Origin of the sequence: Pseudomonas sp. GD03862, from assembly GCF_029840855.1 — a bacterium.
In the GTDB taxonomy this organism is placed as follows: Bacteria; Pseudomonadota; Gammaproteobacteria; order Pseudomonadales; family Pseudomonadaceae; genus Aquipseudomonas; species Aquipseudomonas alloputida.
Map to the genome: position 1 here is coordinate 38,699 of NZ_JAOCDI010000026.1, position 26,743 is coordinate 65,441.

At 62.3% G+C, this 26,743-nt stretch carries 26 protein-coding genes and 1 pseudogene; 15 read left to right on the forward strand and 12 right to left on the reverse strand.

Annotated elements, in window-relative coordinates; genetic code table 11:
* The first annotated feature begins 89 nt into the window (after positions 1-89).
* Positions 90-1,217 (forward strand): GNAT family N-acetyltransferase, encoded by a 1,128-nt coding sequence (locus N5D53_RS17325; protein ID WP_129932890.1) that lies wholly within the window; start codon positions 90-92, stop codon positions 1,215-1,217.
* A gap of 124 nt (positions 1,218-1,341) precedes the next feature.
* Here the strand turns inward: N5D53_RS17325 and N5D53_RS17330 are convergent, their stop codons facing one another.
* The 4 genes from N5D53_RS17330 to N5D53_RS17345 all read right to left on the reverse strand — a co-directional run bounded on the left by N5D53_RS17330 (position 1,342) and on the right by N5D53_RS17345 (position 5,537).
* On the reverse strand, positions 1,342-3,174 hold the full coding sequence (locus N5D53_RS17330; protein ID WP_279840560.1) for an ABC transporter ATP-binding protein: 1,833 nt from the start codon (positions 3,172-3,174) through the stop codon (positions 1,342-1,344).
* A gap of 62 nt (positions 3,175-3,236) precedes the next feature.
* Complete coding sequence (locus tag N5D53_RS17335) at positions 3,237-3,794, reverse strand: peptidylprolyl isomerase A (RefSeq protein ID WP_010955216.1); 558 nt, start codon at positions 3,792-3,794, stop codon at positions 3,237-3,239.
* Positions 3,788-4,600 (reverse strand): alpha/beta hydrolase, encoded by an 813-nt coding sequence (locus N5D53_RS17340; protein WP_020191623.1) that lies wholly within the window; start codon positions 4,598-4,600, stop codon positions 3,788-3,790. The genes N5D53_RS17335 and N5D53_RS17340 overlap by 7 nt, the downstream gene beginning before the upstream one ends.
* A 13-nt stretch (positions 4,601-4,613) precedes the next feature.
* Complete coding sequence (locus N5D53_RS17345; protein ID WP_003254610.1) at positions 4,614-5,537, reverse strand: LysR family transcriptional regulator; 924 nt, start codon at positions 5,535-5,537, stop codon at positions 4,614-4,616.
* Between the two features lie 48 nt (positions 5,538-5,585).
* Between N5D53_RS17345 and N5D53_RS17350 the strand changes: the two genes are divergently transcribed.
* The 3 genes from N5D53_RS17350 (at position 5,586) to N5D53_RS17360 (ending at position 7,755) form a co-directional block, all read left to right on the forward strand.
* The gene (locus N5D53_RS17350; protein ID WP_012051530.1) at positions 5,586-5,900 is read left to right on the forward strand and encodes a hypothetical protein; all 315 of its coding nucleotides are present in this window, start codon (positions 5,586-5,588) and stop codon (positions 5,898-5,900) included.
* Between the two features lie 110 nt (positions 5,901-6,010).
* Positions 6,011-6,610: an FMN-dependent NADH-azoreductase gene (locus tag N5D53_RS17355; RefSeq protein WP_003254608.1), complete on the forward strand. Its 600-nt coding sequence runs from the start codon at positions 6,011-6,013 to the stop codon at positions 6,608-6,610.
* A 269-nt stretch (positions 6,611-6,879) separates the two neighbouring features.
* Positions 6,880-7,755: a carboxylate/amino acid/amine transporter gene (locus N5D53_RS17360; RefSeq protein ID WP_003254607.1), complete on the forward strand. Its 876-nt coding sequence runs from the start codon at positions 6,880-6,882 to the stop codon at positions 7,753-7,755.
* A 41-nt stretch (positions 7,756-7,796) separates the two neighbouring features.
* Here the strand turns inward: N5D53_RS17360 and N5D53_RS17365 are convergent, their stop codons facing one another.
* Positions 7,797-9,098 (reverse strand): mechanosensitive ion channel family protein, encoded by a 1,302-nt coding sequence (locus N5D53_RS17365; RefSeq protein WP_190869613.1) that lies wholly within the window; start codon positions 9,096-9,098, stop codon positions 7,797-7,799.
* A gap of 103 nt (positions 9,099-9,201) precedes the next feature.
* Between N5D53_RS17365 and N5D53_RS17370 the strand changes: the two genes are divergently transcribed.
* Positions 9,202-10,563, forward strand: coding sequence for a DEAD/DEAH box helicase (locus N5D53_RS17370; RefSeq protein WP_012051553.1), 1,362 nt, complete (start codon positions 9,202-9,204; stop codon positions 10,561-10,563).
* A gap of 71 nt (positions 10,564-10,634) precedes the next feature.
* Here the strand turns inward: N5D53_RS17370 and N5D53_RS17375 are convergent, their stop codons facing one another.
* The gene (locus N5D53_RS17375) at positions 10,635-10,907 is read right to left on the reverse strand and encodes a hypothetical protein (protein WP_012051554.1); all 273 of its coding nucleotides are present in this window, start codon (positions 10,905-10,907) and stop codon (positions 10,635-10,637) included.
* A 227-nt stretch (positions 10,908-11,134) separates the two neighbouring features.
* Between N5D53_RS17375 and N5D53_RS17380 the strand changes: the two are divergent.
* From N5D53_RS17380 to N5D53_RS17395, 4 genes and pseudogenes are all read left to right on the forward strand, one after another.
* A pseudogene (locus tag N5D53_RS17380) lies at positions 11,135-11,260 on the forward strand (BrnT family toxin); the annotation flags it as partial.
* Complete coding sequence (locus N5D53_RS17385; protein WP_190869612.1) at positions 11,238-11,432, forward strand: BrnA antitoxin family protein; 195 nt, start codon at positions 11,238-11,240, stop codon at positions 11,430-11,432. The pseudogene N5D53_RS17380 and the gene N5D53_RS17385, both read left to right, overlap by 23 nt.
* A gap of 136 nt (positions 11,433-11,568) precedes the next feature.
* Positions 11,569-11,964 (forward strand): hypothetical protein, encoded by a 396-nt coding sequence (locus tag N5D53_RS17390; protein WP_014590069.1) that lies wholly within the window; start codon positions 11,569-11,571, stop codon positions 11,962-11,964.
* 105 nt (positions 11,965-12,069) lie between these two features.
* Positions 12,070-12,996 carry a DMT family transporter gene (locus tag N5D53_RS17395; RefSeq protein WP_010955209.1) on the forward strand — a complete coding sequence of 309 codons (927 nt, stop codon included), beginning with the start codon at positions 12,070-12,072 and terminating at the stop codon, positions 12,994-12,996.
* Between the two features lie 18 nt (positions 12,997-13,014).
* Here the strand turns inward: N5D53_RS17395 and N5D53_RS17400 are convergent, their stop codons facing one another.
* Entirely contained in the window at positions 13,015-14,187 is a 1,173-nt protein-coding gene (locus N5D53_RS17400) for an MFS transporter (RefSeq protein WP_190869611.1), read from the reverse strand.
* Positions 14,188-14,291: 104 nt separating this feature from the next.
* Between N5D53_RS17400 and N5D53_RS17405 the strand changes: the two genes are divergently transcribed.
* Positions 14,292-15,185, forward strand: a complete 894-nt coding sequence (locus N5D53_RS17405) for a LysR family transcriptional regulator (protein WP_064492106.1) — start codon at positions 14,292-14,294, stop codon at positions 15,183-15,185.
* A gap of 124 nt (positions 15,186-15,309) precedes the next feature.
* On the forward strand, positions 15,310-15,438 hold the full coding sequence (locus tag N5D53_RS17410) for a PA1414 family protein (RefSeq protein WP_009683677.1): 129 nt from the start codon (positions 15,310-15,312) through the stop codon (positions 15,436-15,438).
* Between the two features lie 126 nt (positions 15,439-15,564).
* Here N5D53_RS17410 and N5D53_RS17415 read toward each other — a convergent pair whose 3' ends face one another.
* Together N5D53_RS17415 and speB are read right to left on the reverse strand one after the other, a co-directional pair.
* Positions 15,565-16,944 (reverse strand): sodium:solute symporter, encoded by a 1,380-nt coding sequence (locus N5D53_RS17415; protein WP_020191244.1) that lies wholly within the window; start codon positions 16,942-16,944, stop codon positions 15,565-15,567.
* A 132-nt stretch (positions 16,945-17,076) separates the two neighbouring features.
* Entirely contained in the window at positions 17,077-18,027 is a 951-nt protein-coding gene (speB, locus tag N5D53_RS17420; RefSeq protein ID WP_029615437.1) for an agmatinase, read from the reverse strand.
* Between the two features lie 224 nt (positions 18,028-18,251).
* Here speB and N5D53_RS17425 point away from each other — a divergent pair, with 224 nt between their 5' ends.
* The 3 genes from N5D53_RS17425 to N5D53_RS17435 all read left to right on the forward strand — a co-directional run bounded on the left by N5D53_RS17425 (position 18,252) and on the right by N5D53_RS17435 (position 21,512).
* Positions 18,252-19,145: a LysR family transcriptional regulator gene (locus tag N5D53_RS17425; protein WP_003254585.1), complete on the forward strand. Its 894-nt coding sequence runs from the start codon at positions 18,252-18,254 to the stop codon at positions 19,143-19,145.
* 137 nt (positions 19,146-19,282) lie between these two features.
* The gene (locus tag N5D53_RS17430) at positions 19,283-20,848 is read left to right on the forward strand and encodes a PAS domain-containing methyl-accepting chemotaxis protein (RefSeq protein ID WP_064492107.1); all 1,566 of its coding nucleotides are present in this window, start codon (positions 19,283-19,285) and stop codon (positions 20,846-20,848) included.
* Positions 20,849-20,912: 64 nt separating this feature from the next.
* Positions 20,913-21,512, forward strand: a complete 600-nt coding sequence (locus N5D53_RS17435) for a DTW domain-containing protein (RefSeq protein WP_121161218.1) — start codon at positions 20,913-20,915, stop codon at positions 21,510-21,512.
* 62 nt (positions 21,513-21,574) lie between these two features.
* Here N5D53_RS17435 and N5D53_RS17440 read toward each other — a convergent pair whose 3' ends face one another.
* The 3 genes from N5D53_RS17440 to N5D53_RS17450 all read right to left on the reverse strand — a co-directional run bounded on the left by N5D53_RS17440 (position 21,575) and on the right by N5D53_RS17450 (position 24,205).
* Positions 21,575-22,933, reverse strand: a complete 1,359-nt coding sequence (locus N5D53_RS17440; protein WP_088513406.1) for a TolC family outer membrane protein — start codon at positions 22,931-22,933, stop codon at positions 21,575-21,577.
* Positions 22,934-23,244: 311 nt separating this feature from the next.
* Positions 23,245-23,610: a YbaN family protein gene (locus N5D53_RS17445; RefSeq protein ID WP_010955201.1), complete on the reverse strand. Its 366-nt coding sequence runs from the start codon at positions 23,608-23,610 to the stop codon at positions 23,245-23,247.
* 7 nt (positions 23,611-23,617) lie between these two features.
* Positions 23,618-24,205, reverse strand: coding sequence for a YecA family protein (locus N5D53_RS17450; RefSeq protein ID WP_010955200.1), 588 nt, complete (start codon positions 24,203-24,205; stop codon positions 23,618-23,620).
* A 243-nt stretch (positions 24,206-24,448) separates the two neighbouring features.
* Here N5D53_RS17450 and recQ point away from each other — a divergent pair, with 243 nt between their 5' ends.
* Positions 24,449-26,596, forward strand: coding sequence for a DNA helicase RecQ (gene recQ / locus N5D53_RS17455; RefSeq protein ID WP_010955199.1), 2,148 nt, complete (start codon positions 24,449-24,451; stop codon positions 26,594-26,596).
* Positions 26,597-26,743: the final 147 nt, after the last annotated feature.

Genomic DNA, 26,743 nt, shown 5'->3' on the forward strand with positions numbered 1-26,743 from the left:
GAGTATTGAAGGACCCACCCGGCGTTCGTCATTTGAGCGACGGGCCTTCCTTGGGGATACTGACGGTCTTCAGACAGCGAGCCGAAAACGTGACCAGCCTGTACAGCCTTGCCCACCTGCGTGATCTTTCGACGGCCACCTGGGATGCCCTTGTGCCAGCCGGCCAACCCTTCCTGCGCCATGCTTTTCTCAGTGCAATGGAGGACAGCGGCAGCGTGGCGCGCAACACGGGCTGGGCCGCCGAGCACCTGGTGCTGGAGCGTGACGGACAGGTACGGGCGCTGTTGCCCGCGTACCGCAAGTGGCACTCATTTGGCGAGTATGTGTTCGATCATGGTTGGGCCGATGCTTGTGAGCGGGCCGGTATCGCCTACTACCCAAAACTGCTTGGCGCTGTACCGTTCAGCCCGGTCAGCGGCCCACGGCTGCTGGCGGCCGATCCGGCTGACGGTTTGTTGATGCTGCAGGCCCTGCCGGAGTATCTGGGCAAGGGTGGGCTTTCCGGAGCGCATATCAATTTCACCGACCCGGCGCTGGACGCGCAGTTGGCGGGCCTGCCTGGGTGGATGGAACGCCTGGGCTGCCAGTTTCACTGGCAAAACCGGGGGTATCGCGACTTCCAGGACTTTCTCGACAGCCTCAGCTCGCGCAAGCGCAAGCAGATGCGCAAGGAGCGCGAGCAGGTGGCGGGGCAGGGTATCGACTTCCGCTGGTACCGCGGTGATGAACTGGACGAGGCACAGTGGGATTTCGTCTTTCTGTGCTATGCCAACACCTATGCGGTGCGCCGCCGGGCACCTTACCTGACCCGTGAGTTCTTCAGCCTGCTGGCCGAACGCATGCCCGAGGCGGTGCGCGTGGTAATGGCCCGCCAGGGCGGGCGTGATGTGGCGATGGCCCTGAGCCTGGTGGGCGGCGACAGCCTGTTTGGCCGCTATTGGGGCTGCCTGGATGAGTTCGATCGGCTGCATTTCGAGACGTGTTTCTACCAGGGCATGGACTTTGCCATTGCCGAGGGTTACCAGCGTTTCGATGCCGGGGCGCAGGGGGAGCACAAGTTGATTCGCGGTTTCGAGCCGGTGTTGACGCGGTCGTGGCATTACCTGCTGCACCCGGGGTTGCGGCGGGCGGTGGAGGATTTTCTGCTGCAGGAACGGGAAGGGGTCAAGGGGTATGCCGAAGAGGCGCGGGGGATGTTGCCCTACCGCCGGGACTGAGCGTTTTGTGTTGCCTGTGCCGGCCTTTTCGCGGGCTTGCCCGCTCCCACAGGTATTGCACAGTTCTGAGGCCTGTGGTGATCCTGTGGGAGCGGGCGAGCCCGCGAAGAGGCCGGTGCAAGCGTCAATCGACCCCGACAAAGCCCCCGGTCTGGTGGTGCCACAACCGGGCATACAGCCCTTGCTGCTCCAGCAACTCACTGTGGCTGCCACTTTCGGCAATTCGTCCCTTGTCCAGCACTACCAACCGGTCCATACGGGCAATGGTGGAAAGCCGGTGGGCGATGGCAATCACCGTCTTGCCCTGCATCAGCGTCTCCAGGCTTTCCTGGATGGCAGCCTCCACCTCCGAGTCCAGCGCTGAGGTGGCCTCGTCCATGATCAGGATCGGCGCATTCTTCAACAGGACCCGGGCAATGGCGATACGCTGACGCTGACCGCCCGACAACTTGACCCCGCGCTCCCCCACATGGGCATCGAAGCCGGTACGCCCCTGGGCATCCGACAGTTGCGGGATGAACTCGTCGGCGCGGGCACGGCGCACGGCTTCGATCAACTCCGCCTCGCTGGCATCTGGGCGACCATACAGCAAGTTGTCGCGGATCGAACGGTGCAGCAGCGAGGTATCCTGGGTGATCATGCCGATCTGTGCACGCAGGCTGGCCTGGCTCACCTTGGCAATGTCCTGGCCGTCGATGAGGATGCGCCCACCCTGCACGTCGTACAGGCGCAACAGCAGGTTGACCAGGGTCGACTTGCCTGCCCCGGACGGGCCGATCAAACCGATTTTCTCGCCCGGGCGGATGTCCAGGTTGAGCCCTTCTATGACATTGGTGGCCTTGCCGTAATGGAAGTCGACGTCATCGAAACGCACCGCGCCGCGGCTGACCTTCAGTGCCGGCGCATTGGGCGGGTCGGTGACGGTGACCGGCTGGGCGATGGTCTGCAGGCCGTCCTGCACCATGCCGATGTTCTCGAAAATGCCGTTGACCACCCACATGATCCAGCCTGACATGTTGACGATGCGGATCACCAGGCCAGTGGCCAGGGCGATGGCGCCAACGGTGATCAGCGACTGGCTCCACAGCCACAGGGCAAGGCCGGTGGTAGTGACCACCAGCAGGCCATTGAGCGTGGTGATGACCACGTCCATGCTGGTGACCACCCGCGAGGCCAGCTGGGTTTTCTCGGTTTGTTCGCGGATTGCTTCGCGAGCGTATTGCTGTTCGTAGTCGGTGTGGGCGAACAGCTTTAGGGTGGCGATGTTGGTGTAGCCATCGACGATACGCCCCATGAGCTTGGAGCGGGCGTCGGAAGAAATTACCGAGCGTTCCTTCACCCTCGGCACGAAGTAGCAGAGCGCGGCGATGTAGCCGATGATCCACAACAGCAGCGGCAGCATCAGGCGCCAGTCGGCCTCGGCAAACAACACCAGCGACGTAATGGCGTAGATCAGCACATGCCATAGCGCGTCCACGGCCTGTACGGCGGAGTCGCGCAGCGAGTTGCCGGTCTGCATGATGCGTTGGGCAATGCGCCCGGCAAAGTCGCTCTGGAAGAAGTTCAGGCTCTGCTTGAGCACGTAGGTATGGTTCTGCCAGCGGATCAGGCTGGTCATGCCAGGGTTGATGGTCTGGTGCACCAGCAGGTCATGCAGGCCGAAGAACACTGGCCGCAACAGCAGGACCACCACCAGCATCCAGATCAGCTCGCCGCTGTGCTCGCTGAAGAAGTTGGCATTGGGCGTACCCTGAGCCAGGTCGATGATGCGGCTGAGGTAGCTGAACATCGCCACCTCGATCAGCGAGGCGAACAGGCCAACCACCAGCTGTGCAAGAAAACTAGGCCATACCTGGCGCAGGTAGTACAGATAGAACGGCCACACCGTGCTTGGGGGGGCTTCGCTCGGTGCCTCGCGGAAAATATCGATCAGTCTTTCGAAACGGCGGTACAGCATGGGCGACAACACTCCTGTTCGTCCGACCCTCAGGCGGTTTCACATCCCTGTGAAGCCTGCAGTCAGTCGATACGTTTGGCGGACTTGATATAGACCGGATCGGCCGGTACGTCGCGCATGCCTTTTTTGATGGTGGTCGGCGAGTTGACGATCTGATCGACCACTTCCATGCCTTTGGTCACTTTGCCGAACACGGCATAACCGGCGTCGCGACCTGGGTTGAGGAAGTCGTTGTCGGCGACGTTGATGAAGAACTGGCTGGTGGCCGAGTTCGGGTTGGACGTGCGTGCCATCGACAGGGTGCCGCGGGTGTTCTGCAGGCCGTTGCTGGCCTCGTTCTTGATCGGGTCGTTGGTGTTCTTCTGCACCATCTGGTCAGTGAAACCGCCGCCCTGGACCATGAACCCCGGGATCACGCGGTGGAAGATGGTGTTGTTGTAGAAGCCGCTGTCCACGTACTGCAGGAAGTTCTTGGTACTGAGCGGTGCCTTCTCGGCGTTCAGCTCGATTTCGACCTGGCCGAAGCTGGTGTCCAGCAGGACGTGCGGGGTCTTGTCGGAAGCCATGACACTGGTGGCGAAGGCGACCGAGCAGGCGGTGAGCAGGAGTTTTTTCAGCATGGGCTCAAAGATCCTTGAGAGGTGGAAGCGGCTGCGAGGAACTGCAGCAGGGTCTGGTTGAAGACCTCGGGTTGATCGAGGGGTGTAGCGTGCCGGGAATCGTCGACGACGACCAGCCTGGCGTTGGGTATGAGGGCGACGTAGCGCTCTTTGAGTTGTATCGGCGTGTAATCGTGGTCGGCGGCGATCACCAGGGTAGGACAGTGAATCTGCCCGATGCGTTCCTGCACGCCCCAGTCGACGATGGCGTCGAAGCTTTTCAGGTAGGCGCGTTTGTCGTTGCGCGCCCAGCGCTGGGCCATCTTCTGCCGCAGGTCTGCTTGTTGTGGTTTGGGGAACAGCCGTTCGGCCAGCCCCTTGCCGACGGTTTCGACACTGAGCACGCGCGCCAGGCTCCAGCGCTTGAACCACCATAGCCAGTCACTGCGGGTGCGACGCTTGACCTCGGGGGCGCTGTTGACGATGCACAGGCTGCGCAACCATTGAGGGTGGTCGACGGCAAACTGGAAGCCGACCATGCCGCCCATGGACAGGCCGACGAAGTGCACCGGGCCTGTGTGCAAGTGTTCGAGCAGGGCCAGCAGGTCGGCACTGAAGGTGGCGATCTGGTAACCGTCAGCGGGTTTGTCGGAGCGACCGTGGCCGCGGATGTCCATGAGTATCACCCGGTAGTGGCCGCTGAGCACCGGCACCTGCAACTCCCAGTCCTGGCAGCTGGAGCCCAGGCCGTGCAGCAGCACCAAGGGTTCGCCCTGGCCATATTCCTCGTAATGCAGCGTGCATCCTTCGTGTTCGAAATAGGCCATGGGCGCGGTCCTCTCAGGCTTGTGGGGGGGCTGCGAAGGGCACGTCCAGTGGCGCGGTGTCGAAATTGCGCAGCAGGTCGATGAGAATCTGCGTGGCCGGGCCCAGGGTCTTCTCTTTGCTCGAGTAAAGGTAGAACAGTGGGTGGCGGCTGCCACCCTGATCCAGCGGCAATGGCTTGAGCACGCCTTCGCGCAGCTCGCGCTCGATCATGTGACGGGGCAGCCAGGCAAAGCCCAGGCCGCTGCTGACGAAGGTGGCGGCGGTGCCCAGGCTGCCGACGGTCCAGCGCTGCTCGGCGCCCAGCCAGCCGACGTCGCGCGGTTGGGCGCGGCCGGAGTCGCGGATCACCACCTGCAGCTGGCTTTCCAGGTCCTGGAAGGTCAGTTCGCGTCCCAGGCGGTGCAGGCTGTGTTCGGGGTGGGCGACGGCGATGAACTCCACGGCGCTCAATTCGGCGCCCAGGTAGCCGCCGATGCTGTAGCTGCTGATGGCCAGGTCGGCGATGCCTTCGTGCATCACTTCCTCCACGCCAGACAGCACTTCTTCACGCAGGCGCACCCGGCAGCCGCGGCTTTGTGGCATGAACGCAGCCAGCGCGCGTACCAGGCGGGCGCTGGGGTAGGCGGCATCGACCACCAGGCGCACCTCGGCTTCCCAGCCCTGTTCCATGTGGTGGGCCAGGTCTTCGAGCTGGCTGGCCTGCTTGACCAGGTGGCGCGAGCGGCGCAGCAGCACATTGCCGGCCTCGGTCAGCACCGCCTTGCGGCCATCGATGCGCAACAGCGGGACGCCCAGCTGCTCCTGCATGCGGGCCACGGTGTAGCTGACCGATGACTGCGAGCGGTGCAAGGCCTCGGCGGCCTGGGCAAACCCGCCGTGATCGACCACTGCTTGCAGGGTTCGCCACTGGTCAAGGGTTACGCGCGGCGCTTTCATCTTTCGCTCCTGTTGTCCTAAGCTGCGCTCTTTCAAGGAGAGCGGCCCATGAAGAAATGTTGTGCGGCAATACTGATGTGCCTGCCCCTCGGGGCCATGGCTTATCCCATCGATGTGGAGAAGGAGCTGACCGGGGTCAAGCTCGACTACACCGCCTATGACACGGCCTATGACATTGGCGCCATCACCCTCAACAACTATGGGCAGGTCCCGGCGGCGTGCAAGGTGACCTTCCGCAATGGCCCAGAGGCACCGCGGGTGCGCCGTGTGAACGTACCGGCAGGTAAAAGCGTCGATGTCACCGCGAAATTCAATCGGCAAATCATCAAACTGCGGATCGCCTTGAACTGCAGCGCGGAATAAACTGATTAATCGATAGATTGGACCCACTTTTTACGCTTTTTTATCGATAGGTCAAGCCTTAATCTCACCTCCATCGAATCGCACCCTTTTTTGCCGATGGAGGCACTCCCATGTCCCGCGTACTGATCATCGAAAGCAGCGCCCGCCAGCAGGATTCCGTTTCCCGTCAGCTGACCAAGGACTTCATTCAGCAATGGCAGGCCGCTCACCCGGCCGATCAGATCACTGTGCGCGACCTGGCAGTAAGCCCGGTTCCCCACCTGGACGCGAACCTGCTGGGTGGCTGGATGAAGCCCGAAGAACAGCGCAGCGCCGCCGAACTGGAGGCCCTGGCCCGTTCCAACGAACTGACGGATGAGTTGTTGGCTGCCGACGTACTGGTGATGGCTGCGCCCATGTACAACTTCACCATCCCCAGCACCCTGAAAGCCTGGCTGGACCATGTGCTGCGTGCCGGCATCACCTTCAAATACACCCCGACCGGCCCGCAAGGCCTGCTGACCGGCAAGCGCGCCATTGTCCTGACTGCCCGCGGCGGCATCCATGCGGGTGCCAGCAGTGACCACCAGGAACCGTACCTGCGCCAGGTGATGGCTTTCATCGGCATCCACGATGTCGACTTCATCCATGCCGAAGGCCTGAACATGAGCGGCGAGTTCCACGAGAAGGGCGTCAACCAAGCCAAGGCCAAGTTGGCAGCGGTGGCCTGAGGCTTCACGAATTCCCAAACCTGACACCTGTTTTTGCTCCTTTGGGTGTACCTGCCCGGCTTGTATGGCCGGGCTTTTTTATGCCCTGGGGTTTTGAGGTCGCCAATGTCGGCCTCTTCGCGGGTAAACCCGCTCCTACAAAGGCCATTGCGGTCCCTGTGGGAGCGGGCGTGCCCGCGAAGAGGCCGGTACAGCCCCTACATTCCTCATGGTTGAACTCATTCGCTGCAACCCGCTAAGGTCGCGGCCTTGATTCACGAGAGGCAACCATGGGCTACCTGATAATCGTCGCGCTGATCCAGGCGTTTTCCTTCAGCCTGATCGGCGAGTACCTGGCCGGGCACGTCGACAGCTATTTCGCAGTGCTCGCCAGGGTGCTGCTGGCCGGCCTGGTGTTCCTGCCGCTGACCCGCTGGCGCCAGGTCGAGCCACGCTTCATGCGTTCCATGCTGCTGATTGGCGCGTTGCAGTACGGCATCACCTACGTCTGCCTGTACCTGAGTTTCCGCGTGCTTACCGTACCGGAGGTGCTGCTGTTCACGATCCTCACGCCGCTACACGTGACCTTGATCGAAGATGCCCTGAACCGGCGCTTCAACGCTTGGGCGCTGGTGGCCGCGCTGGTCGCCGTGGCCGGTGCTGCCGTGATCCGCTTCGACAGCATCAGCGGCGAGTTCTTCATCGGCTTCCTGCTGCTGCAACTGGCCAACTTTACCTACGCCGCTGGCCAGGTGCTGTACCGTCACCTGGTCGCTCGCCATCCCAGCGACCTGCCACACTACGCGCGCTTTGGGTACTTTTACCTCGGCGCGTTGCTGGTGGTGCTGCCGGCTTTCTTGCTGTTCGGCAACACTCAGCACCTGCCGAGCACTGACGTGCAATGGCTGGTGCTGTTGTTCCTGGGGCTGTGTCCGACGGCGCTGGGGCTGTACTGGTGGAACAAAGGTGCATGCCTGGTTTCTGGCGGTACGCTGGCGGTGATGAACAACCTGCATGTGCCGGTAGGGCTGCTGCTGAACCTGTTGATCTGGAACCAGCACGAGCCGCTAGGGCGGCTGTTCATCGGCGGGGGGATCATCCTGGCGTCGGTGTGGCTGAGCCGCCTGGGTGGTCGCGCGCAAGCACCGCTGGCCGGCAAGGCCTGACGCGCCCGTTGATCCGGGGCTGCAGGGCAGCCCCGGTAATCTCAAGCCTCGCTCATATCTTCAATGCGACGCGGCATCGGCTCTGCCGCCGTGCGCCCGGCCAACCCCACGCGCATATCATTGCCACTCGGCTGCTGATACAGGCTCAAGCCGAACTCTGGCAACACCGCCAGCAGATAGTCGAAGATATCCCCCTGAATCCGTTCGTAATCCGCCCACACCGTGGTGGTGGTGAAGCAGTAGATTTCCAGCGGTACGCCTTCGGCGGTGGTCTGCATCTGCCGCACCATGCAGGTCATGTTCGGATGAATATTGGGGTGGTTCTTCAAATAGGCCAGGGCAAACGCGCGGAAGGTGCCGATGTTGGTCAGCTTGCGGCGGTTGGCTGACAGGTCCGCCACCGGCCCCAGCGCCTCGTTCCAGTTTTGCAGTTCCTGGCGCTTGCCTGCCAGGTAGTCACTCAGTAGCTGCACTTGGCTCAGGCGCTGTTCTTCTTCGCGGGTGAGGAAGCGCACGCCGGCGGCGTCGATGAATAGGCTGCGCTTGATGCGCCGGCCACCGGACTGCTGCATGCCACGGTAGTTGCGGAACGACTCGCTCATCAGGCGCCAGGTGGGGATGGAGACGATGGTCTTGTCGAAGTTCTGCACTTTCACCGTGTGCAAGGTGATGTCCACCACGTCGCCGTCGGCGCCTACCTGCGGCATTTCGATCCAGTCACCCACATGCAGCATGTCGTTGCTGGTCAACTGCACGCTGGCGACGAACGACAGCAGGGTGTCCTTGTACACCAACAGCAGCACCGCCGACATCGCACCCAGGCCGGACAGCAGCAACAGCGGCGAGCGGTCGATCAGGGTGGCGACGATGATGATCGAGGCGAAGATCCACAACATCATCTTGGCCAGTTGCACGTAGCCTTTGATCGAGCGGGTGCGGGCATGTTCGGTACGGGCATAGATGTCGAGCAGGGCATCCAGCAGGCATGACAGCGCCATGGTCATGAACAGCAGGGTGAAGGCCAGGGCGACATTGCCGAGGAAGTGCTGGGCGGTGTCGGACAGCTCAGGCACCAGCTTCAGGCCGAATTGCAGCACCAGGGACGGGGTTGTTTGCGCCAGGCGGTGGAACACCTTGTTGTGGCGCAAGTCGTCCAGCCACTTCAGCGCAGGCTGGCGGGCCAGCAGGCGCGCGCCGTGCAGTATCAGGAAGCGCGCCAGGCGGCCGACTACCAGGGAGATGAGCAGCAGTACCGCCAGACCGATGGCGGCGTGCAGCATGGGATGTTGGTCGAGGGTGCCCCACAGGTCGAGGGAGTCACGCCAGATTCGTTGGATATCCATGGGCTTGCGTACAGTCTTGTTGCGAAACGAAGCCGTATTAGAGCGCGGATAGCGACAAAGTTGCCAAAAGAAATTCGGCTAAGGCGGCAGAAAACGTTACCCTATGCAACTGAATTTCCCGCACTTGTCTGAGGTTACCTCCGTGTTCTCCCAATTCGCCCTGCATGAACGCCTGCTTAAAGCCGTGGCCGAGCTTAAATTTGTCGAGCCAACCCCGGTGCAGGCCGCGGCCATCCCCCTGGCCCTGCAAGGGCGGGATCTGCGTGTGACTGCACAGACCGGCAGCGGCAAGACGGCGGCCTTCGTACTGCCACTGCTCAACCGTCTGGTCGACCTCAGCGGTCCGCGTGTCGAGATTCGCGCGTTGATCCTGCTGCCGACCCGTGAACTGGCCCAGCAAACCCTCAAGCAGGTGCAGCTGTTCTCGCAGTTCACCTACATCAAGTCGGGCCTGGTTACTGGCGGCGAAGACTTCAAGGAACAGGCCGCCATGCTGCGCAAGGTGCCTGACGTGCTGATCGGCACCCCGGGTCGCCTGCTCGAGCAGCTCAATGCCGGCAACCTCGACCTGTCCCACGTGCAGGTCCTGATCCTGGACGAAGCCGACCGCATGCTCGACATGGGCTTTGCCGAAGACATGGAGCGCCTGTGCAAAGAGTGCGAAAACCGCGAGCAGACCTTGCTGTTCTCGGCTACCACCGGTGGCGCGGCCCTGCGCGACATCATCGGCAAGGTGCTGAAAGACCCTGAACACCTGATGCTCAACAGTGTCTCGCAACTGGCTGAAGGCACCCGCCAGCAGATCATTACCGCCGACCACGACCAGCATAAAGAGCAGATCGCGCAGTGGTTGCTGGCCAACGAAACCTTCGACAAGGCGATCATCTTCACCAACACCCGCGCCATGGCCGACCGCATCTACGGTCACCTGGTGGCCAAGGACGTGAAGGCCTTCGTGCTGCATGGCGAAAAGGACCAGAAGGACCGCAAGCTGGCCATCGAGCGCTTCAAGCAGGGCAGCTCCAAAGTGCTGGTGGCGACCGACGTGGCAGCCCGTGGCCTGGATATCGACGGCCTGGACCTGGTGATCAACTTCGACATGCCACGCAGCGGTGACGAGTACGTCCACCGTGTGGGCCGTACCGGCCGTGCCGGTGGCGAAGGCCTGGCGATCTCGCTGATCACCCACAACGACTGGAACCTGATGTCGAGCATCGAGCGCTACCTCAAGCAGCAGTTCGAGCGCCGGGTCATCAAGGAAGTGAAGGGCACCTACAACGGGCCGAAGAAGGTCAAGGCCTCGGGCAAGGCGGCCGGTAGCAAGAAGAAAAAGGTCGAGAAGAAGACCGGCGACAAGAAAGCCGCAGCCAAGCGCAAGCCTACTGCCAAGCCGAAGGCCAACGCGCCTCTGGCCAGTGCTGACGGCCTGGCACCGCTGAAGAAGCGCAAGCCTGCTGCTGAATAAGACTCACGCCGGCCCTTTGCAGAAGCGACGCAAACTCGCATCTGCGAAGGGCGTGCGCAGGCGACGAACGATCACTCCGCTTTTTTCTCTGCCTGTTTCAACTCCTTGATCCGCTGGTCGATCAGCTGACACTTGTCGGGCAAGTCCTTGCTCGCCGTCCCCAGATCCATCCCCTGAAGCTCATCATTGATCTCCTTGGCCTTTTGCGGGTTCTGCTCAGTCAACTGAGTAACCAGCCCGGCCAGCTCCTCACGTTTCTGCGTTGCTTCTTCAGGTGTGCATGCCCAAGCGGGCAGGGCGCAGAGCAGGGCAGTGGCACAGGCTATGGGCAGTAGCGGTTTCATCCTTCCAACCTCCGGCGGTGGTGATGCCCGGTGGAGGGCTGTGGGTGCAGGGAAGTTCAGGGCTTGCGACCGATGGAAGATTTCTTTGGTGGTGGTAGTCCGTTTCTGAAACGTTCCCGTGTCCCTCCAGCGCTGTTGAGCAGCACGCTACGTCGCTCTAGTCTCGAAAGAAAAGAGGGGGTGTTGTATGTACAGCTGTAAATACAGGTCGTCCCATGTTCTTTGAATGGCTAAAGGCGCTGATAGGTGTCGTCGTGTACACGGAGAGGCGGGGTGAGGTGTTACGCATCATTTCTGCAAGAAAAGCCACCAAACGGGAGGCCAGGTACTATGACCAAATCATCGAGAACTGACTGGAGCCGCCTGGCCCGACAGGACGACAAGGATATCGATACATCAGATATCCCTGAACTGGACCAGGACTTTTTCCGCCAGGCCGAGCTGCACGTTCCCGCCAAGCAGACGGTGACCATTCGACTGGACTCAGATGTCCTCGCCTGGTTCAAGGAGCAGGGCAGCGGCTAACAGACCCGCATCAATCAGTTGCTGCGCCAGTACATGCAAGCGCAACAACGCCAGCGCTAAGCGCTTCGGAACGCTTGGCAACCTTGGCAGGTCCCAACCTGTGTACCCCTTTCGTCCACAGCAGGAGCCCGTAGCCATGAGCATCGCCTACGACTGGGACCTGATCGAACGCTTGCTGCACGAAGTGCAGAACGGCGCCGGTCACAGCTTCACGCCCCGCCCCTATGCCGAGCAGCATGCTGCTGCACTGGCCGCCAAGGGTGAGCCGGTGGGTGACGTGGATCACCTGAAAACCCGTGCATGCGAGTATGAAAAGCTGCTATTCGAGCGCGGATTCATTGAATGCCGACCTGAAGAGGACGGCGGCAATGGCGAAAACTTCGTCCTGACCGAACGCGGCTCGCGCTTGATGAGCCTGATCGACAGCAGCATCCCCGGCTTCGAGCACCCGCGCCAGGTGCTGGATGAGCAGGAGGATGCGCTGGACGAAACGACGTTCGAGCGGGTATCTGCGAAGGCACAGATTGCTTGAGGTCGTTTTAAGGCTGGCAAGTGCAGCGTTCAAAACCCGATAATCGGTAGCTTCTGAACGCTGCCGAGCCTTGCCCATGCCTACGATCACCCCAGAGGCCCGCTTATGAGCGCGGTCCGCAAGAACCCTGACGCCTTTGCCTTCCAGGTAATGCTGGGCCTTTGCCTGATCTGGGGCTGCCAGCAGGTACTGATCAAGACCGCTGCCGTCGACATCGCGCCGGTGATGCAAGCAGCACTGCGCAATGGGATTGCCGCTGTGCTGGTAGGCCTGATGCTGTGCTGGCGGGGTGGCTGGGAGCAGGTCGGCAGCACCTGGCGCGCAGGGCTGGTGGCGGGCGGGCTGTTCGGGGTGGAGTTTCTGTTCATTGCCGAAGGGCTGAAACTGACCTCGGCGGCGCACATGTCGGTATTCCTCTATACCGCGCCGGTATTTACCGCCTTGGGCCTGCATTTTCGTCTACCCAGTGAACGCTTGCGGCTGCTGCAGTGGCTGGGCATTCTGCTGGCCTTCGGCGGCATTGCCATGGCCTTTGCCGGTGGCTCTTCGTTCGAGCACATGGACGGCCGCACCTTGCTGGGTGATGCCTTTGGCGTGATCGCCGGGCTGGCCTGGGGCGCGACCACGGTGGTGGTGCGCTGCTCGCGGTTGTCGGAGGCGCCAGCGACCTTGACCCTGTTCTATCAGCTGGCGGTCGGTTTTGCCGGGCTGTTGCTGATCGCCCTGCTCAGCGGGCAGATCGGCGCGGTGTCGCTGACGCCGCTGGCGATGGGCAGTGTATTGTTCCAGGGGATTGTGGTGTCGTTCATCAGCTACCTCACCTGGTTCTGGTTGCTGCGCAAATACCTGGCGTCGAACCTCGCGGTGTTTTCCTTCATTACCCCATTGTTTGGGGTAACCTTTGGCGTTTTGCTGCTGGATGAGCCGCTCAGTGCGAATTTCGTGGTGGGGGCGTTGATGGTGTTGTTGGGTGTGATCCTGGTCAGTGCCGAGCCTTGGGTGAAACAACAATTGCGGCGGTTGGTAGGGTGATGGGTTGCCTGTACCGGCTCAGGATGCAACCTTGGCCTGACAGGCGCTTCCTTGTTGTGCATCACCCGGCAAATGGACCAGCCCGCCAGCCACCACCAACCCGCCCGCCGCCAGCATCAATGCGGGTTGCAGCCCACCGCTGTAGTGGCTGCTGAGCGCCGCCAGCAGCGGCCCACTCAACTGCCCCAAGGCAAAGCATGCGGTCAGCAGCCCGGCATTGCGCTGTGTGGCCTGTGGCGCCAACTCGCGCGAGCGTTGCATGACCAGTTGCATGCAGGCCAGGAACGGCCCGCCACACAGCGCAACACCCAGCGCCAGCCCGATACCCCCACCCATCAGGCAGGCCAGCACACCCAGCCCTTGCAACCACAGGGTGGCGGTCAACCAGGTTGAAGTGCGGCCACCACGGCGCACGCTCACCAGCAAGACGCCCAACGCCGCCGCCAGGCCAAACGCCGGCCAGAACAGGTCCGCCAGCCACTGCCCGCGAAACTGCTGATTGGCCATCTGTGACAGAAAGGTGGCCGGCAGGATGTAGCCCATGCCATACAGGCCATACACCAACCCCAGGCGGCCAGTGCCGACACTGCGCGTCGGGCCTTGTCGTACTGGCGACTGAGTCGGTGCCGCTTGCAATGCCCGTGGCAACCACGGCCGCACGGCCAGCAGCATCACCAGCGCAGCCACGGCATAGATCAGCCACAGGGCTGCCGAGCCAAGCCCCAGCACATGCGCAACCAGTGCCAGTAGCCCGGTCACGGCGATACCGAGGCCGGGCCCGGCGAATACCAGCGCTCCCAGACGTTGGCGGTTGTGCGCAGTGGCTACTTGCTGGCTGAGGCTGGTGATCATCACCAGCACCCAGGCGCTGGCTACGCCTGTGCCGAAGCGCAGCAGCAGGTGCCCCCAGAAGCCATTGGCAGCCCAGGAGGCCAGGGTCAGCAGCACACACAGCCACAGCCCCCCATGCAGGCGCCGCCGTACCTGGCCTGGCGAGCGGGCGAACATGGCGTCCACCGCGCCCACGAAATAGCCCAGGTAATTGGCCGCCGCGACCAGCCCGGCGACTGTCAGGTCGAACTGGCCTTCGGCAATCAGTTGCGGCAGTTGCGGGGTGAGGGCGAAACGGCCGATGCCCATGGCCATCATCAGCGCCACGGCGCTGGCGAGCAGTTGAATGAGTGGCGACATGACAGGTCTCCTACGCGGGTAAGCGATAGATGGCAGGTTAGGGCGGTTTATTTTTCAATAAAATTGAATAATGATGATCAAGTTGTTCTGTTTTGGAGAATGCCGTGGAATTCAGCCAACTGCGTATCTTCCAGGCCGTGGCCGAGGAGGGCTCGGTTACCCGCGCCGCAGAGCGCCTGCACCGGGTGCCATCAAACCTTTCCACGCGCCTGCGCCAACTCGAGGAGCAGCTGGGCGTCGATCTGTTCCTGCGCGAACGTCAGCGCCTGCAACTGTCGCCAGCAGGCAAGGTGCTGCTGGACTATGCCAACCGTATGTCCGCCTTGCGCGACGAAGCGCTGGGCGCCGTGCGTGGCGGTCAGCCGGCTGGGGACTTCGTGCTGGGGACCATGTACAGCACGGCGGCGACCCACCTGCCAGCGTTGCTGGCGCGCTATCACCAGGCTTACCCGCAGGTGAACCTGCAAGTGCGTGCTGCACCCAGCGGCGAGTTGCTTGAAGGGCTGCTGAACCACACCCTGGATGCTGCTCTTGTGGACGGGCCACCGAGCCTTGCCGGGCTGGATGGCGTGCCGCTGTGCGATGAGCAACTGGTACTGATCACCAGCCCCGAACACCCGGCGGTACTCACAGCCAAGGACGTGGCGGGCAAGGCGGTGTTCACCTTCCGCCAGGGTTGCTCGTACCGCATGCGCCTGGAGGCCTGGTATGCCCATGCCCATACGCCGATGGGGCGAGTGATGGAGATCGAGTCGTACCAGAGCATGCTGGCCTGTGTGATCGCGGGTGCGGGTGTGGCGATGATGGCCCAGTCGATGCTCGACAGCCTGCCTGGGCGTGATCGGGTGAGGGTGCACCCGCTGCAGGCACCTTTCGATCAGGCGGTCACCTGGCTGATGTGGCGCCAAGGTATGCGCGGGGCTAATCTGCAGGCATGGATCGACCTGCAACAAAGCGAAACGATTAACCAGTCGTCGGAATGCGCTGCCACGGCTTGATCCGAGTCAAAATCGCCCTTATCTGTAGGAACAGAGGAATGCGTAATACAGGACATCGGGCTATGATCTGTATGAAACATCGCAGGATTGATTTGCCGTGAGGCTGACCCGTCAAGGGGGCATTATGAATAAACCACTGTCAAACTGGCTCCATGACCTGGCTGTCGCCTTGGGGCTGATTCCACCACCCTTGCAGCCGGTGCCGATCCCGACTGATGAAGAGCAGCGCAAACGTCAACCGCGTCGGCGCTGATTAACGACAAAGGCCGCTTCACCCGAGTGGGTGCAGCGGCCTTTTTGTGTCTGCTGATTGTCTATTGCCTGTACTGGCCCTTTCGCGCGGGCAAGCCCGCTACAAGCGAAAGGGCCGGTACAGCAGTCAGGCCAGCTTCACCGCCGCCACCGACTTGCGCGACACCAGGCTCACGCCCACAAAGCTCACCAGCCCTACTGCCAGGCTGTAGTAGATCGGCGTATTGGCCTCCAGCCCGTCCAGGAACATGAACAGCAGGGCGGTGGCAAAGCCCAGCGACATGCTGGCAATCGCGCCTGCGGTGGTCGCACGCTTCCAGAAGATCGCCCCGATCAGCGGGATCAGCATGCCGCCGACCAGCAGGTTATAAGCCAGGGTCAGGGCGTTGATCACATCATTCACCACCAGCGCGATGCCCAGCACCACCAGGCCGGTGAGCAGGGTGAACAGGCGGCTGGTACCCAGGCTCGACTGCTTGCCGCCACGCAGCTTGGGCAGCAGGTCTTCGGTCACGGTGGTCGAGGCAGCCAGCAGACCGGCGCTGGCGGTGGACATCATGGCCGCCAGGGCCGCAGCCATCAGCAGGCCACGGATGCCATCGGGCAGGGTGGTCTTGATCATCTCGGCAAAGGCGTTGTTCGGGTTGGCCAGGTCGGGCATCAGCACATGCGCAGCCATGCCGATCGCAGCGCAGGCCAGGCCATACAGCACGCAATACACACCAGCGGCGGTACCGGCACGCTGACAGACCTTTTCGTCACGGGCGGTGAACACCCGCTGCCAGATGTCCTGGCCGATGAGGATGCCGAAGAAGTAGATCAGGAAGTAAGTGATGATGGTGTCCCAGCCAATGGTAGTCAGCTGGAAGCTGGCCGCTGGCAATTTGGCCACCAGGGTGTCCCAGCCACCGGCCTTGTACAGGCACACTGGCAGCAGGATGAACATCAGGCCGACGGTCTTGATCACGAACTGGACGATATCGGTCAGGGTCAGCGACCACATGCCGCCGATGGTCGAGTACAGCACTACCACGCCGCCGCCGAGCATCAGAGAAGCCCAGAACGGCAGGTCCAGCAGCACCTGCAGGACGGTGGCCATGGCCAGGGTCGAGGTGACCCCGATCATCAGTGCATAAGCCAGCATGATGACGGCGCTGGCCTGGCGTGCGGTGGGGTTGTAGCGTTGCTCCAGTACCTGGGTCACGGTGAAGATGCGCAGGCGCAGCAGCGGTTTGGCGAGGAACAGGTTGATGGCGATGATGCCCAGGCCCAGGGCTGCGCACAGCCAGAAGCCGGAAATGCCGTGGACGTAGCCCAGGCGCACGGTGCCGACGGTGGAAGCGCCACCGAGTACGGTGGTGGCCATGGTGCCCATGTACAGCACCGGGCCGAGGTTGCGCCCGGCTACCAGGTAGTCTTCATGGGTTTTCGCGCGGCGCATGCCATACCAGCCAAGCCCGAGCATGCCGGCGGTGTAGATCATTACAACAATGATGTCCAAGGCCATTGGGGGTCTCCCGATTATCTTTATTATGGCGAGATCGACCGCGCGGGCGTTTGCACGGCGCCCGGCGGTCTTTTCTTGTGTTGGCGGGCCTCAGTGGCCCTCCCTCATGGCTCCTGCCGGGGTAGAGCGGTATTAGCGACGCACCACGCCAGGTAGCACGCACAGCATCTCGAACAGCAGGTTGGCACCGAGCAGCGAGGTGTTGCCGGTGGTGTCGTAAGGCGGGGAGACTTCGACAAGGTCACAGCCGATCAGGTCCAGGCCGTGGCAGCCGCGAATGATCTCCATCGCCTGGATGGTGGTCAAGCCGCCGATCTCCGGGGTTCCGGTACCGGGTGCCCAGGCCGGGTCGATGCCATCGATGTCGAAAGACAGGTAAACCGGGCCACCGCCGACCTTTTCCCGCACTTCGGCCATCAGTGGCTCCAGTGACTTGTGCCAGCACTCTTCGGCCTGGACCACGCGGAAGCCCTGGCGACGGCTCCAGTTGAAGTCATCGGCGGTGTAGCCCTGGGCGCGCAGGCCGATCTGCACCACGCGCTCACAGTCGAGCAGGCCTTCTTCCACGGCGCGGCGGAAGGTGGTGCCGTGGGCGATCTTCTCGCCGAACATGTGGTCGTTGACGTCGGCGTGGGCATCGATGTGTACCAGGCCGATCTTGCCGTGTTTCTTGTGCAGCGCACGCAGGATCGGCAGGGTGATGGTGTGATCGCCCCCCAGGGTCATGGGAATGACGTTGTGCTCGACGATTTCGTCATACGCTTCTTCGATGATGCGCACGGCGTCCAGCAGGTTGAAGGTGTTGATTGCCACATCGCCGATATCGGCGACCGACAGCGAGTCGAACGGGGCGGCACCGGTCGCCATGTTGTACGGGCGGATCATCACCGATTCGGCGCGGATCTGCCGTGGGCCGAAGCGGGTGCCGGAACGTAGCGAGGTACCGATATCCAGCGGGACGCCGATGAAGGCCGCATCCAGACCTTTCGCGCTTTGCAGGTGGGGGAGGCGGAGCATGGTGGCGATACCGCCGAAACGCGGCATTTCGTTGCCGCCCAGTGGTTGGTGGAGAGTCTTGTCCACGGTGGGCCTCATCAGTCGGTCGATTGTTGTGTTTGTTCGAACCTGTGCCGCCGCGCGCCATTCACGTGTGGTTTGCCGGCGGGCAGGGACATTTCGGCCAAGTCTGCTCAAGCGAGTGCCGGGGAAGAATCGCTACCGACAAATACTTAGTTCAGGAATTTCTGAACTAAAGGCGGGTAGAGCAGTTAGACTGCGCGCACATACCCTTGTGGAACCGTTGCACCATGGCCTCGACCTTGCCCGACCTGAAACTGCTGCGCATCTTCATCAGCGTGGTGCGCCACCAGGGCTTTGCCAACGCCCAGCGCGAGCTGAACCTGTCGACCTCCGCCATCAGTACCTACATGAGCCAGCTGGAGGGCGCCTTGGGTATCGTGTTGTGCCACCGGGGTCGGGGGGGCTTCAGCCTGACCAGCAAGGGCGAGCTGTTCCATCAGGAAACCCTGCGCCTGCTGGCCGAGCTGGACGGTTTCGAGCAGTATGCCGCCGCCCTGAAGGGCGAGTTGCGTGGCACCCTCAACCTTGGGGTGATCGACTCCACCGTCGGTGATCGCGCCTTGCCGCTGGCCGAAGCCATCGGCGCCTACAGCCAGGAGCACCCGGCGGTGCACCTGCACCTGTCGGTGTCCAGCCCCTACGAGCTGCAGCTGGGAGTGCAGGACAACCGCCTGGACCTGGCCATCGGCGCGTTTTCTTCGCGGATGAGCGGCCTGCTCTACCAGCCGTTGTACCGCGAACAGCACTGGCTGTACTGCAGCAGCCGCCACCCGTTGTATGCCGAGCGGCGCATTCCCGAGCAGGTGGTGACCCAGCAGCGCATGGTCGGCCGTGGTTATTGGAGCCAGGCCGAACTGGCCCGGCATGGCTTCAAGCACAGTGCGGCGACGGTTGAAAGCATGGAGGCGCAGTTGATCCTGATCCTTTCCGGGGCCTATATCGGCTACTTGCCTGAACACTACGCCCAGGCCTGGGTCGACAAGGGTGACTTGCGCGTGCTGTCGCCGTCGACCTTTGGTTACCAGGCCCCGTTCTCGCTGATCATTCGCCGCGGGCGCAGCCGCGAACCGTTGATCCAGACCTTCCGTGACCTGCTGAAAAGCCAGCTCAACGTGGGCTGAGATGCGACGCATTCATGCATTCCGTCGGGAGCGGATTAAATTCCGCTAAACGCTGGCCGCTAACCTGATAGCGCTCTGCTACATATCAACTTGCGCTGATGATTTCCCCTTATTTCATCCTGCAAGGATCGCCCAAGATGCGCATGAATTTGCCCGTCACTGAGCACGAAAGAACCTTCCCCGGCGATCAACGCCTTATTTCCACGACTGACCTCGACAGCCGCATCACCTACTGCAACGACGCCTTTGTGGCGATCAGCGGCTTTACCTACGACGAACTGATCGGCCAGCCGCACAATCTGGTGCGCCACCCGGACATGCCGCCGGCGGTGTTTGGCCATATGTGGGAAACCATCAAGCAGGGCAAACCCTGGATGGGCATCGTCAAGAACCGGGCGAAGAACGGCGATTACTACTGGGTAAGCGCCTACGTCACGGCGATATACGAACAGGGCCGGATCAGTGGCTACGAGTCGGTGCGCTCGGTGCCCACGCGTGAGCAGATCCGCCGTGCCGAGGCGCTGTATGCGCGCTTGCGCGATGGCCGCAGCCCGGTGCCCTGGGCTGCCCGCCTGGGGCACGGCCTGGGCCATGGCTGGCCACTGATCGGCGCGGGCCTGCTGTCGGCTGCGGGTTACCTTTGGCTGCCCCCCTATGCGGCGCTCGGGGTGCTGATGGCAAGTCTGCTGCTGGCTTGGTACTGGGTCGAGCACCGGCAGAACCAGGCCATTCGCCGCACGTTGGCTGAGCATCCCAAGGCCTTTACCAGTCCGTTGGTGGCGCTGACCTACAGCGACAACCCAGGCCTGAAGGGCCAGCTCGACCTGGCCATCATCAGCGAAGAAGCCCGCCTGCAAACGGCCCTGACTCGCCTGGTGGATGCCGGGGTCGGGGTAAAGTCGCGGGCGGCGCAATCTTCCGACCTGTCCGATGCCCAGGCGCAGATGCTCGACCGGCAGCGCAGCGAGACTGACCAGTCCGCCACGGCCATCGCGCAGATGGCGGCGACCATCCAGCAGGTCACCCACAACGTGCAAAGTACGGCACACGCGGCAAGTGATGCCGACCAGCTGGCGCAGCAGGGCAGCGAGCTGGCCCTGAAGAGCCTGAAAGACATGGGCAGCATGAGCGATGCGGTCAATGACATTGGTCAGGCAGTCAACGCCTTGGCCGAGCAGACCCAGTCGATTGGTAGTGTGGTCGACGTGATCACTTCGATTGCCGAGCAGACCAACCTGCTGGCGCTTAACGCCGCCATTGAGGCGGCGCGCGCCGGTGAGCAAGGGCGCGGGTTCGCCGTGGTGGCTGATGAGGTGCGGTCGTTGGCGCAACGTACCCGCGCGTCGACCGAAGAGATCCACCATATCATTGCCTCGTTGAGGGCCGGGGCGGAGCGAGCGGTGAGCACTGCCAGCCGGGGCGAGCAGATTTCCCGGGACAGTGTGCACAGTGTCGAGGCGGTGCAGGCGGCGCTGAGCGGGATTGCCGTGGCGGTCAGCCGCATCACTGGCATGAGCCAGCAGATGGCCACGGCATCGGAGCAGCAGAGCCATGTGGCTGAAGACATCAACCAGCAGATCGTGAGGATTGCCCAACTGTGCGACCAGAGTGCCGGGCAAGCCAGGCAAGGCGCGGAAATCAGCCAGGACCTCGAGCGCATGGCGGAGTACCTGCATAGCCTGGCGGAAAGGTTCAACCGTTGAAATCGCGGAGCCCGCAAAGCGGGCCCCGGTTATGTGGCAAACTGTCCCCGCCAAGGAGACCGCCATGCCCAGACCCCGCTGCGAGCGCTGCCAGCGCCCGCTCGACCATTGCCTATGCCCACTGATCCCCGCGCTCGACAGCCGCACCCGTGTGATCCTGCTGCAGCACCCCAGTGAAACTGCCCATGCCCTGAACACGGCGCGCCTGGCTGCCCTTGGCCTGAACAATGCCGAGCTGCGGATTGGAGAGGTGTTCGATGACCTGCATGACCTGCTCGCCACCCCCGGATACCACCCGGTGCTGCTGTTCCCGGGTGATGACGCCCAGGTGCTGACAGCCTATGGCGAGGCGGGCGACAAACCTTTGCTGCTGATCGTGCCCGACGGCACCTGGCGCAAGGCGCGCAAACTGCTGTACCTGAACCCGTTGCTGGGGGGGCTGCCACGGGTGACGCTGGCCCAGGCGGCCGCTTCACGCTATCGGTTGCGCAAAGCGCCGGAGGCGGGTGCATTGTCGACGATCGAGGCGGTGGTCGGGGCATTGAATACGCTGGAGCAACCGGCTTGCTTCGATGCACTGCTGGCGCCGTTCGAGGCGTTGATCGAGGGGCAGATCAGGGCCATGGGCGTAGAAACATTTCAGCGTAATCATGGCCGCGAATGAGGGTTGGGGGCTGCTTTGCAGCCCAATCGCAGCACAAAGCGGCCCCGCTACCTAAAACCCGCTCAACGCATCTCAGGCAGACGCGCCTCGGTGCGGACTTCGGTGGTCGCCAGCGCCTCTGGCGGCAGCGAAATATGCTGTTTGCTCAGCAATTCACCCATGGTCGCCAGTACGCGGTAGCGCGAGAACTCTTCGGTGTAACGCACCTCAGTGTAGCGGCGGTCGGCGTTGTACAGCTCGTTCTCACTGTCGAGTACGTCCAGCAGGGTGCGCTGGCCCAGGCCGAACTGGTCCTGGTAGGCCGCACGCACACGCTTGGTGGTCTCGGCGTATTCACGCGCGGTCGGCAGCTGCTTGCTGGCGTTGTTCATGGCGTTCCACGCCAGGCTCAGGTTCTCGGTCAACTCACGCAGGGCGTTGTTGCGAATGTCCAGTGCCTGGTTGATCTTGTGCGCGTCGGACTGCAGGCGAGCCTTGTCGCTGCCACCGCGGAACAGGTTGTAGTTCATCTCCACGCCAGCTTGCCAGTCGTTGTTGTTGTGGCCTTTCTCGCCGCCGGTGTTGTTGTTGGCACCGGTTGCCAGAATGGCGTCGAAGCGTGGGTAGAAGGTCGACTTGCCCACTTCGTACTGCTTCTCGGCGGCGTTGACGTCAGCCTGGGCAGACTTGATGTACGGGTTGTTCTGACGCATGCCATCGCGGGCTTCGTCGAGGGTGCCTGGCACCTCGCCCTTGATGCTCTGCGGGCTTTCCAGCTCGTCCGGGGCACGGCCGATCACACTGAAGAAGTTGGCCTCGGCATCGGCCAGGTCGACTTCGGCGGTGTCCAGGTTGTTTTCCGCCAGGGCGCGACGGGCGCGGGACTGGTCGAGGTCGGCGGTGCTGCCGACGCCGCGCTCGTTGCGCAGGCCAATCTGATCGTTGACGCGCAGGTGAGCTTGCAGGTTGTTCTTGGCCAGGGTCACCAGTTCACGGCGTTTGAGCACTTCCAGGTAGACCTCGACTGCGCGCAGGGCGACATCCTGGGCAACGGCCTGGGTGTAATAGGCGCGGGAGGTAGAGACCGCCTCGGTGCGGCCTACTTCATTCGCGGTGTTGAAGCCGTCGAAGATCATCTGCCGCAGGCGCAGTTCGGACTGGGTGTAGTTGAGGGTTTCCTTGTTGTGGTTTCCCTCGGCGCGGGTAGTGGCGTTGTCCGAGCGCTGGCGGCCGTAACCGGCAACCAGGTCCACGGAAGGGTAGTAGCCACCACGCGCGAACTTCACGTCTTCATCGGCCGACAGCTTGCTGTTACGGTTGGAGCTGACTTGTGGGTGGTAGTCCACGGCGCTTTGGACAGCCTCGGTAATCGACATCGCCTGTACGTTGGCACTCGCCAGGGCCAACAGTAAAGCACTGGTGATGGGGTTCAAAACGCGCATGGTACATCTCCCTGATCCTGGAATTGATCCTGCTGTTCGCCAAAAAAATGACGATAAACTTATCGCGTATAGTGTTGCAGGTTTTTAACAACACAGCTAAGTACATTCAACGCGATAGGTAAGAAGATTTATTCATATAAAATTGCCATATAATATCTTTGTTGTCTAATAAGTGTGCATTCAAGGGCACGGAATGAACGCAGGAAATGCCTTGAAAACCAATGGATACAAGGGCTATGCGCAGTTCCAGAACTAATTCGGATAAAGAGGGCATTGATTAGGCGAAAGCGATATTTGGCGACAAAATATTGTCACTTTGGCTTGTGCAGGGTTTTCAGGCTGAGGATGTACAGGGTGACCAATGCGGCACTGGTCAACATGAAGGTGCGCGCCCAGAACAGCGGCACCAGATAGCACGACAGGCCAATGCTGGCCCACATAAGGCCGATGGCGTAGACCTTGCCCTTGAGGGGGATGCCTTCACCACTGAGGTAGTCACGGATCCATGGCCCCAGCTTGGGATGATGGACCAGCCAGTGATGGAAGCGCGGCGAGCTGCGGGCAAAGCAGGCCGCCGCCAAAAGCAGGAATGGGGTGGTGGGCAATACCGGCAGGAATATCCCCAGCACCCCCAGCGCGACGCTGAGCCAGCCAGTGGCCAGCAGCAGGTAGCGCACAGCTTGCTCAGTGGTGGCGTGGCTTGAGCAGCGCCGGTTTTTCGTCAGGGGCGTGCAGCAGCAGGAACAGTGCGCTCAGTGCCTCGGGGATTTGCACGATCATGTCATCCTGCAGGTTGGCGTTGCTGGCGATGTCGGCGAACTCTGGTTGTTCGTCGAACAAGCCCGAACCCACCATGATCGGCAGCAGCATTTCGCTGACTTCTTCCTCGGCGTTTTCGAACCACGCCTCTTCCCGCAGGAACACGCCTTCCATGAAGCCGATGCACCAGCCGCGCAGGTCGGAATCGTCCGGCTCATCGGTCAGGTCGAGGTCGCAGGGCAGGTCGAATTCTTCGTCGCTGGCCAGCTGGCGGGCAATGTGCGCCTTGAGCGCCACCAGGGTGGCCTCGATCTCGGTGCGCTGGGCTTCGCTGGCGTAGTGCGGCTCCTCGGCGAACAGGGCGTCAATCCATTCGCGCTCGGGCACGTCCTCGGCGTTGATCGAAAGAGCGGTGAGGTAGCCGTGTGCGGCGACATAGTCCAGCGCTTCTTCGTGCAGCTCGTCGGCGTCGAGGAAGGCTTGCAGGCGGGTCAGTTGCTCGGCGAAGGACATTACAGGGCTACCTTGGGGAATAAACGATAACGAATTCTAGCACCTTGCAGCGGCAGCGGGGCAAAGGGAACGTCTATCGCCGCGGTGCATGTGCAGCACGGTGCTGCGGTATACTCCGCGATTTTTCATCCAGGGGCAGGTTTCAACGGCTGCCTGGCAAAAACCGCTTACGCATTTGGCGTGTGCGGGGCGGGTTTTTCGTCCAGCCTTTATCCAGGATGGTACGGCGATTTGGAGTTGCACATGCTCGAACAGGCTCAGCGCGTTCTCAAGGACATCTTCGGCTACGACAGTTTCCGTGGGCGCCAGGCAGCGATCATCGAATGCGTGGCCAATGGCGGCGATGCCTTGGTACTGATGCCCACCGGTGGCGGCAAATCGCTGTGTTTCCAGGTGCCGGGGCTGCTGCGCCCGGGCCTGACGGTGGTGGTATCGCCACTGATCGCGCTGATGGACGACCAGGTCGCCACCCTTGACGAGCTGGGTGTGTCTGCGGCCGCCCTGAACTCTACCCTGACGGCGGAGCAGCAGCGTGAACTGGCCGGGCGCCTGCGCCGTGGTGAGGTCAAGATGCTGTACCTGGCGCCGGAACGCCTGGTGCAGCCGCGCATGCTCGACTTCCTGCGCGATCTGGACATCTCGTTGTTCGCCATTGACGAGGCCCACTGCGTTTCGCAATGGGGCCACGATTTCCGCCCCGAGTACCTGCAACTGGGTCAGCTGGCCGAACTGTTTCCGCATGTGCCGCGCATTGCGCTTACCGCTACGGCCGACATGCGAACCCGCGAGGAGATCGTTCAGCGCCTGCACCTGCAAGGCGCCGAGCGCTTCCTGTCGAGTTTCGACAGGCCCAACATCTTCTACCGCATCGTGCCCAAGGAGGCACCGCGCAAGCAGTTGATGGCCTTCCTCGGCGAACGTCGTGGCAACGCTGGCATCGTCTACTGCCTGTCGCGCAAGAAGGTCGACGAAACCGCCGCCTTCCTCTGTAGTCAGGGGTTCCCCGCGCTGCCGTATCACGCCGGCCTGGCCGCCGAGACGCGGGCGGCCAACCAGCATCGCTTCCTGAACGAGGAAGGGCTGATCATGGTCGCTACCATTGCTTTCGGCATGGGTATCGACAAGCCCAACGTGCGCTTCGTTGCTCACCTCGACCTGCCCAAATCGCTTGAGGCCTACTATCAGGAAACCGGCCGGGCCGGCCGTGACGGCCTGCCCTCCGATGCCTGGATGGCCTACGGGCTGCAGGACATGGTGATGCTCAAGCAGATGCTGCAGAACTCCGAAGGCGACGAGCGCCACAAGCGCATCGAGCAGCACAAGCTGGACGCCATGCTGGCGCTGTGCGAAGAAACGCGCTGCCGCCGCCAGTCGCTGCTGGCGTACTTCGACGAGATCCTCGAACAACCGTGCGGGCACTGCGACAACTGTGTCGACAACATCCAGACCTGGGACGCTACCGAGCCGGCCCGCCAGGCGCTGTCGGCGGTGTTCCGCACGGGCCAGCGCTATGGTGTTGGCCACCTGGTCGATGTGCTGTTGGGCAAGGACACCGAGAAGGTGCGCAATTTCGGCCACGAGAAGCTGTCGGTATTCGGCGTTGGCAAAGGCTTGGCCGAGGTCGAGTGGCGCTCACTGTTCCGTCAGCTGGTGGCGCGCGGCCTGGTCGATATCGACCTGGAAGGCTACGGCGGTCTTCGCCTGTCCGACAGCTGTCGGCCGCTGCTGCGCGGCGAGGTGACCTTGCAACTGCGCCGTGATCTCAAACCGCAGACCACGGCCAAAACCTCGTCGTCCAGCGGCGGCAGCCCGGCCAGCCAGCTGGTGCGTGCCGAAGAGCGCGATCTGTGGGAAGCGCTGCGTACCCTGCGCCGCAAGCTGGCCGAAGAACACAGTGTGCCGCCCTACGTCATCTTCCCCGACTCGACACTGCTGGAGATGCTGCGCAGCCAGCCGGTCAGCCTCAGCGACATGGCCCAGGTCAGCGGTGTGGGGGCGCGCAAGCTGGAGCGCTACGGCCAGGCGTTCCTCGAAGTGCTGAACAACAGCGGTGGCACCGACGAGGCACCGAAAGTGGTGCTCGACCTGCGCCACGAACTGGTCAGCCTGGCCCGTGCCGGCATGACCCCGGCGCAGATCGCCGGGCAGCTCAATTGCAGCGAGAAGAACGTGTATAGCCTGCTGGCCGAGGCGTTGGGCCGCCAGGAACTGAGTCTGGACCAGGCCATCGACCTGCCGGAAGACCTGATGATGGAGGTGCAGGACGCCTTTCTTGATGGCGAGGGGGAACTGCCACCGGTGTCGGCCATTGCCCCGCAGTTCGGGGCACGGGTGCCGGAGGGCGTACTCTATTGCGTGCGCGCAGCGCTGGCAGCGGAATTCGAATTGTAAACGCATGCAGGATCGAAGGCAGAAGCGCCATCTGCTGACCTTTGTCATGCTTTTTGACGATTATCGAACGCGTAACCATGGCCGAGCCTTGCCTCGTGGGGCAGGGCATGGTTAGCTGCCTAATAATTAGATCTACTCCAATGAGTT

What these genes read in the sequence shown, in the direction of transcription:
- N5D53_RS17390 (WP_014590069.1), top strand. Translation starts at nt 11,569, where the DNA reads ATGAGCATCGCCTACGACTGGGACCTGATCGAACGCTTGCTGCACGAA.
- N5D53_RS17360 (WP_003254607.1), top strand. Translation starts at nt 6,880, where the DNA reads ATGGGCTACCTGATAATCGTCGCGCTGATCCAGGCGTTTTCCTTCAGC.
- N5D53_RS17345 (WP_003254610.1), bottom strand. Translation starts at nt 5,537, where the DNA reads ATGAAAGCGCCGCGCGTAACCCTTGACCAGTGGCGAACCCTGCAAGCA.
- N5D53_RS17385 (WP_190869612.1), top strand. Translation starts at nt 11,238, where the DNA reads ATGACCAAATCATCGAGAACTGACTGGAGCCGCCTGGCCCGACAGGAC.
- recQ (WP_010955199.1), top strand. Translation starts at nt 24,449, where the DNA reads ATGCTCGAACAGGCTCAGCGCGTTCTCAAGGACATCTTCGGCTACGAC.
- N5D53_RS17430 (WP_064492107.1), top strand. Translation starts at nt 19,283, where the DNA reads ATGCGCATGAATTTGCCCGTCACTGAGCACGAAAGAACCTTCCCCGGC.
- N5D53_RS17355 (WP_003254608.1), top strand. Translation starts at nt 6,011, where the DNA reads ATGTCCCGCGTACTGATCATCGAAAGCAGCGCCCGCCAGCAGGATTCC.
- N5D53_RS17335 (WP_010955216.1), bottom strand. Translation starts at nt 3,794, where the DNA reads ATGCTGAAAAAACTCCTGCTCACCGCCTGCTCGGTCGCCTTCGCCACC.
- N5D53_RS17400 (WP_190869611.1), bottom strand. Translation starts at nt 14,187, where the DNA reads ATGTCGCCACTCATTCAACTGCTCGCCAGCGCCGTGGCGCTGATGATG.
- N5D53_RS17375 (WP_012051554.1), bottom strand. Translation starts at nt 10,907, where the DNA reads ATGAAACCGCTACTGCCCATAGCCTGTGCCACTGCCCTGCTCTGCGCC.
- N5D53_RS17395 (WP_010955209.1), top strand. Translation starts at nt 12,070, where the DNA reads ATGAGCGCGGTCCGCAAGAACCCTGACGCCTTTGCCTTCCAGGTAATG.
- N5D53_RS17365 (WP_190869613.1), bottom strand. Translation starts at nt 9,098, where the DNA reads ATGGATATCCAACGAATCTGGCGTGACTCCCTCGACCTGTGGGGCACC.
- N5D53_RS17415 (WP_020191244.1), bottom strand. Translation starts at nt 16,944, where the DNA reads ATGGCCTTGGACATCATTGTTGTAATGATCTACACCGCCGGCATGCTC.
- N5D53_RS17410 (WP_009683677.1), top strand. Translation starts at nt 15,310, where the DNA reads ATGAATAAACCACTGTCAAACTGGCTCCATGACCTGGCTGTCGCCTTG.
- N5D53_RS17435 (WP_121161218.1), top strand. Translation starts at nt 20,913, where the DNA reads ATGCCCAGACCCCGCTGCGAGCGCTGCCAGCGCCCGCTCGACCATTGC.
- N5D53_RS17440 (WP_088513406.1), bottom strand. Translation starts at nt 22,933, where the DNA reads ATGCGCGTTTTGAACCCCATCACCAGTGCTTTACTGTTGGCCCTGGCG.
- N5D53_RS17450 (WP_010955200.1), bottom strand. Translation starts at nt 24,205, where the DNA reads ATGTCCTTCGCCGAGCAACTGACCCGCCTGCAAGCCTTCCTCGACGCC.
- N5D53_RS17350 (WP_012051530.1), top strand. Translation starts at nt 5,586, where the DNA reads ATGAAGAAATGTTGTGCGGCAATACTGATGTGCCTGCCCCTCGGGGCC.
- N5D53_RS17425 (WP_003254585.1), top strand. Translation starts at nt 18,252, where the DNA reads ATGGCCTCGACCTTGCCCGACCTGAAACTGCTGCGCATCTTCATCAGC.
- N5D53_RS17330 (WP_279840560.1), bottom strand. Translation starts at nt 3,174, where the DNA reads ATGCTGTACCGCCGTTTCGAAAGACTGATCGATATTTTCCGCGAGGCA.
- N5D53_RS17340 (WP_020191623.1), bottom strand. Translation starts at nt 4,600, where the DNA reads ATGGCCTATTTCGAACACGAAGGATGCACGCTGCATTACGAGGAATAT.
- N5D53_RS17370 (WP_012051553.1), top strand. Translation starts at nt 9,202, where the DNA reads ATGCAACTGAATTTCCCGCACTTGTCTGAGGTTACCTCCGTGTTCTCC.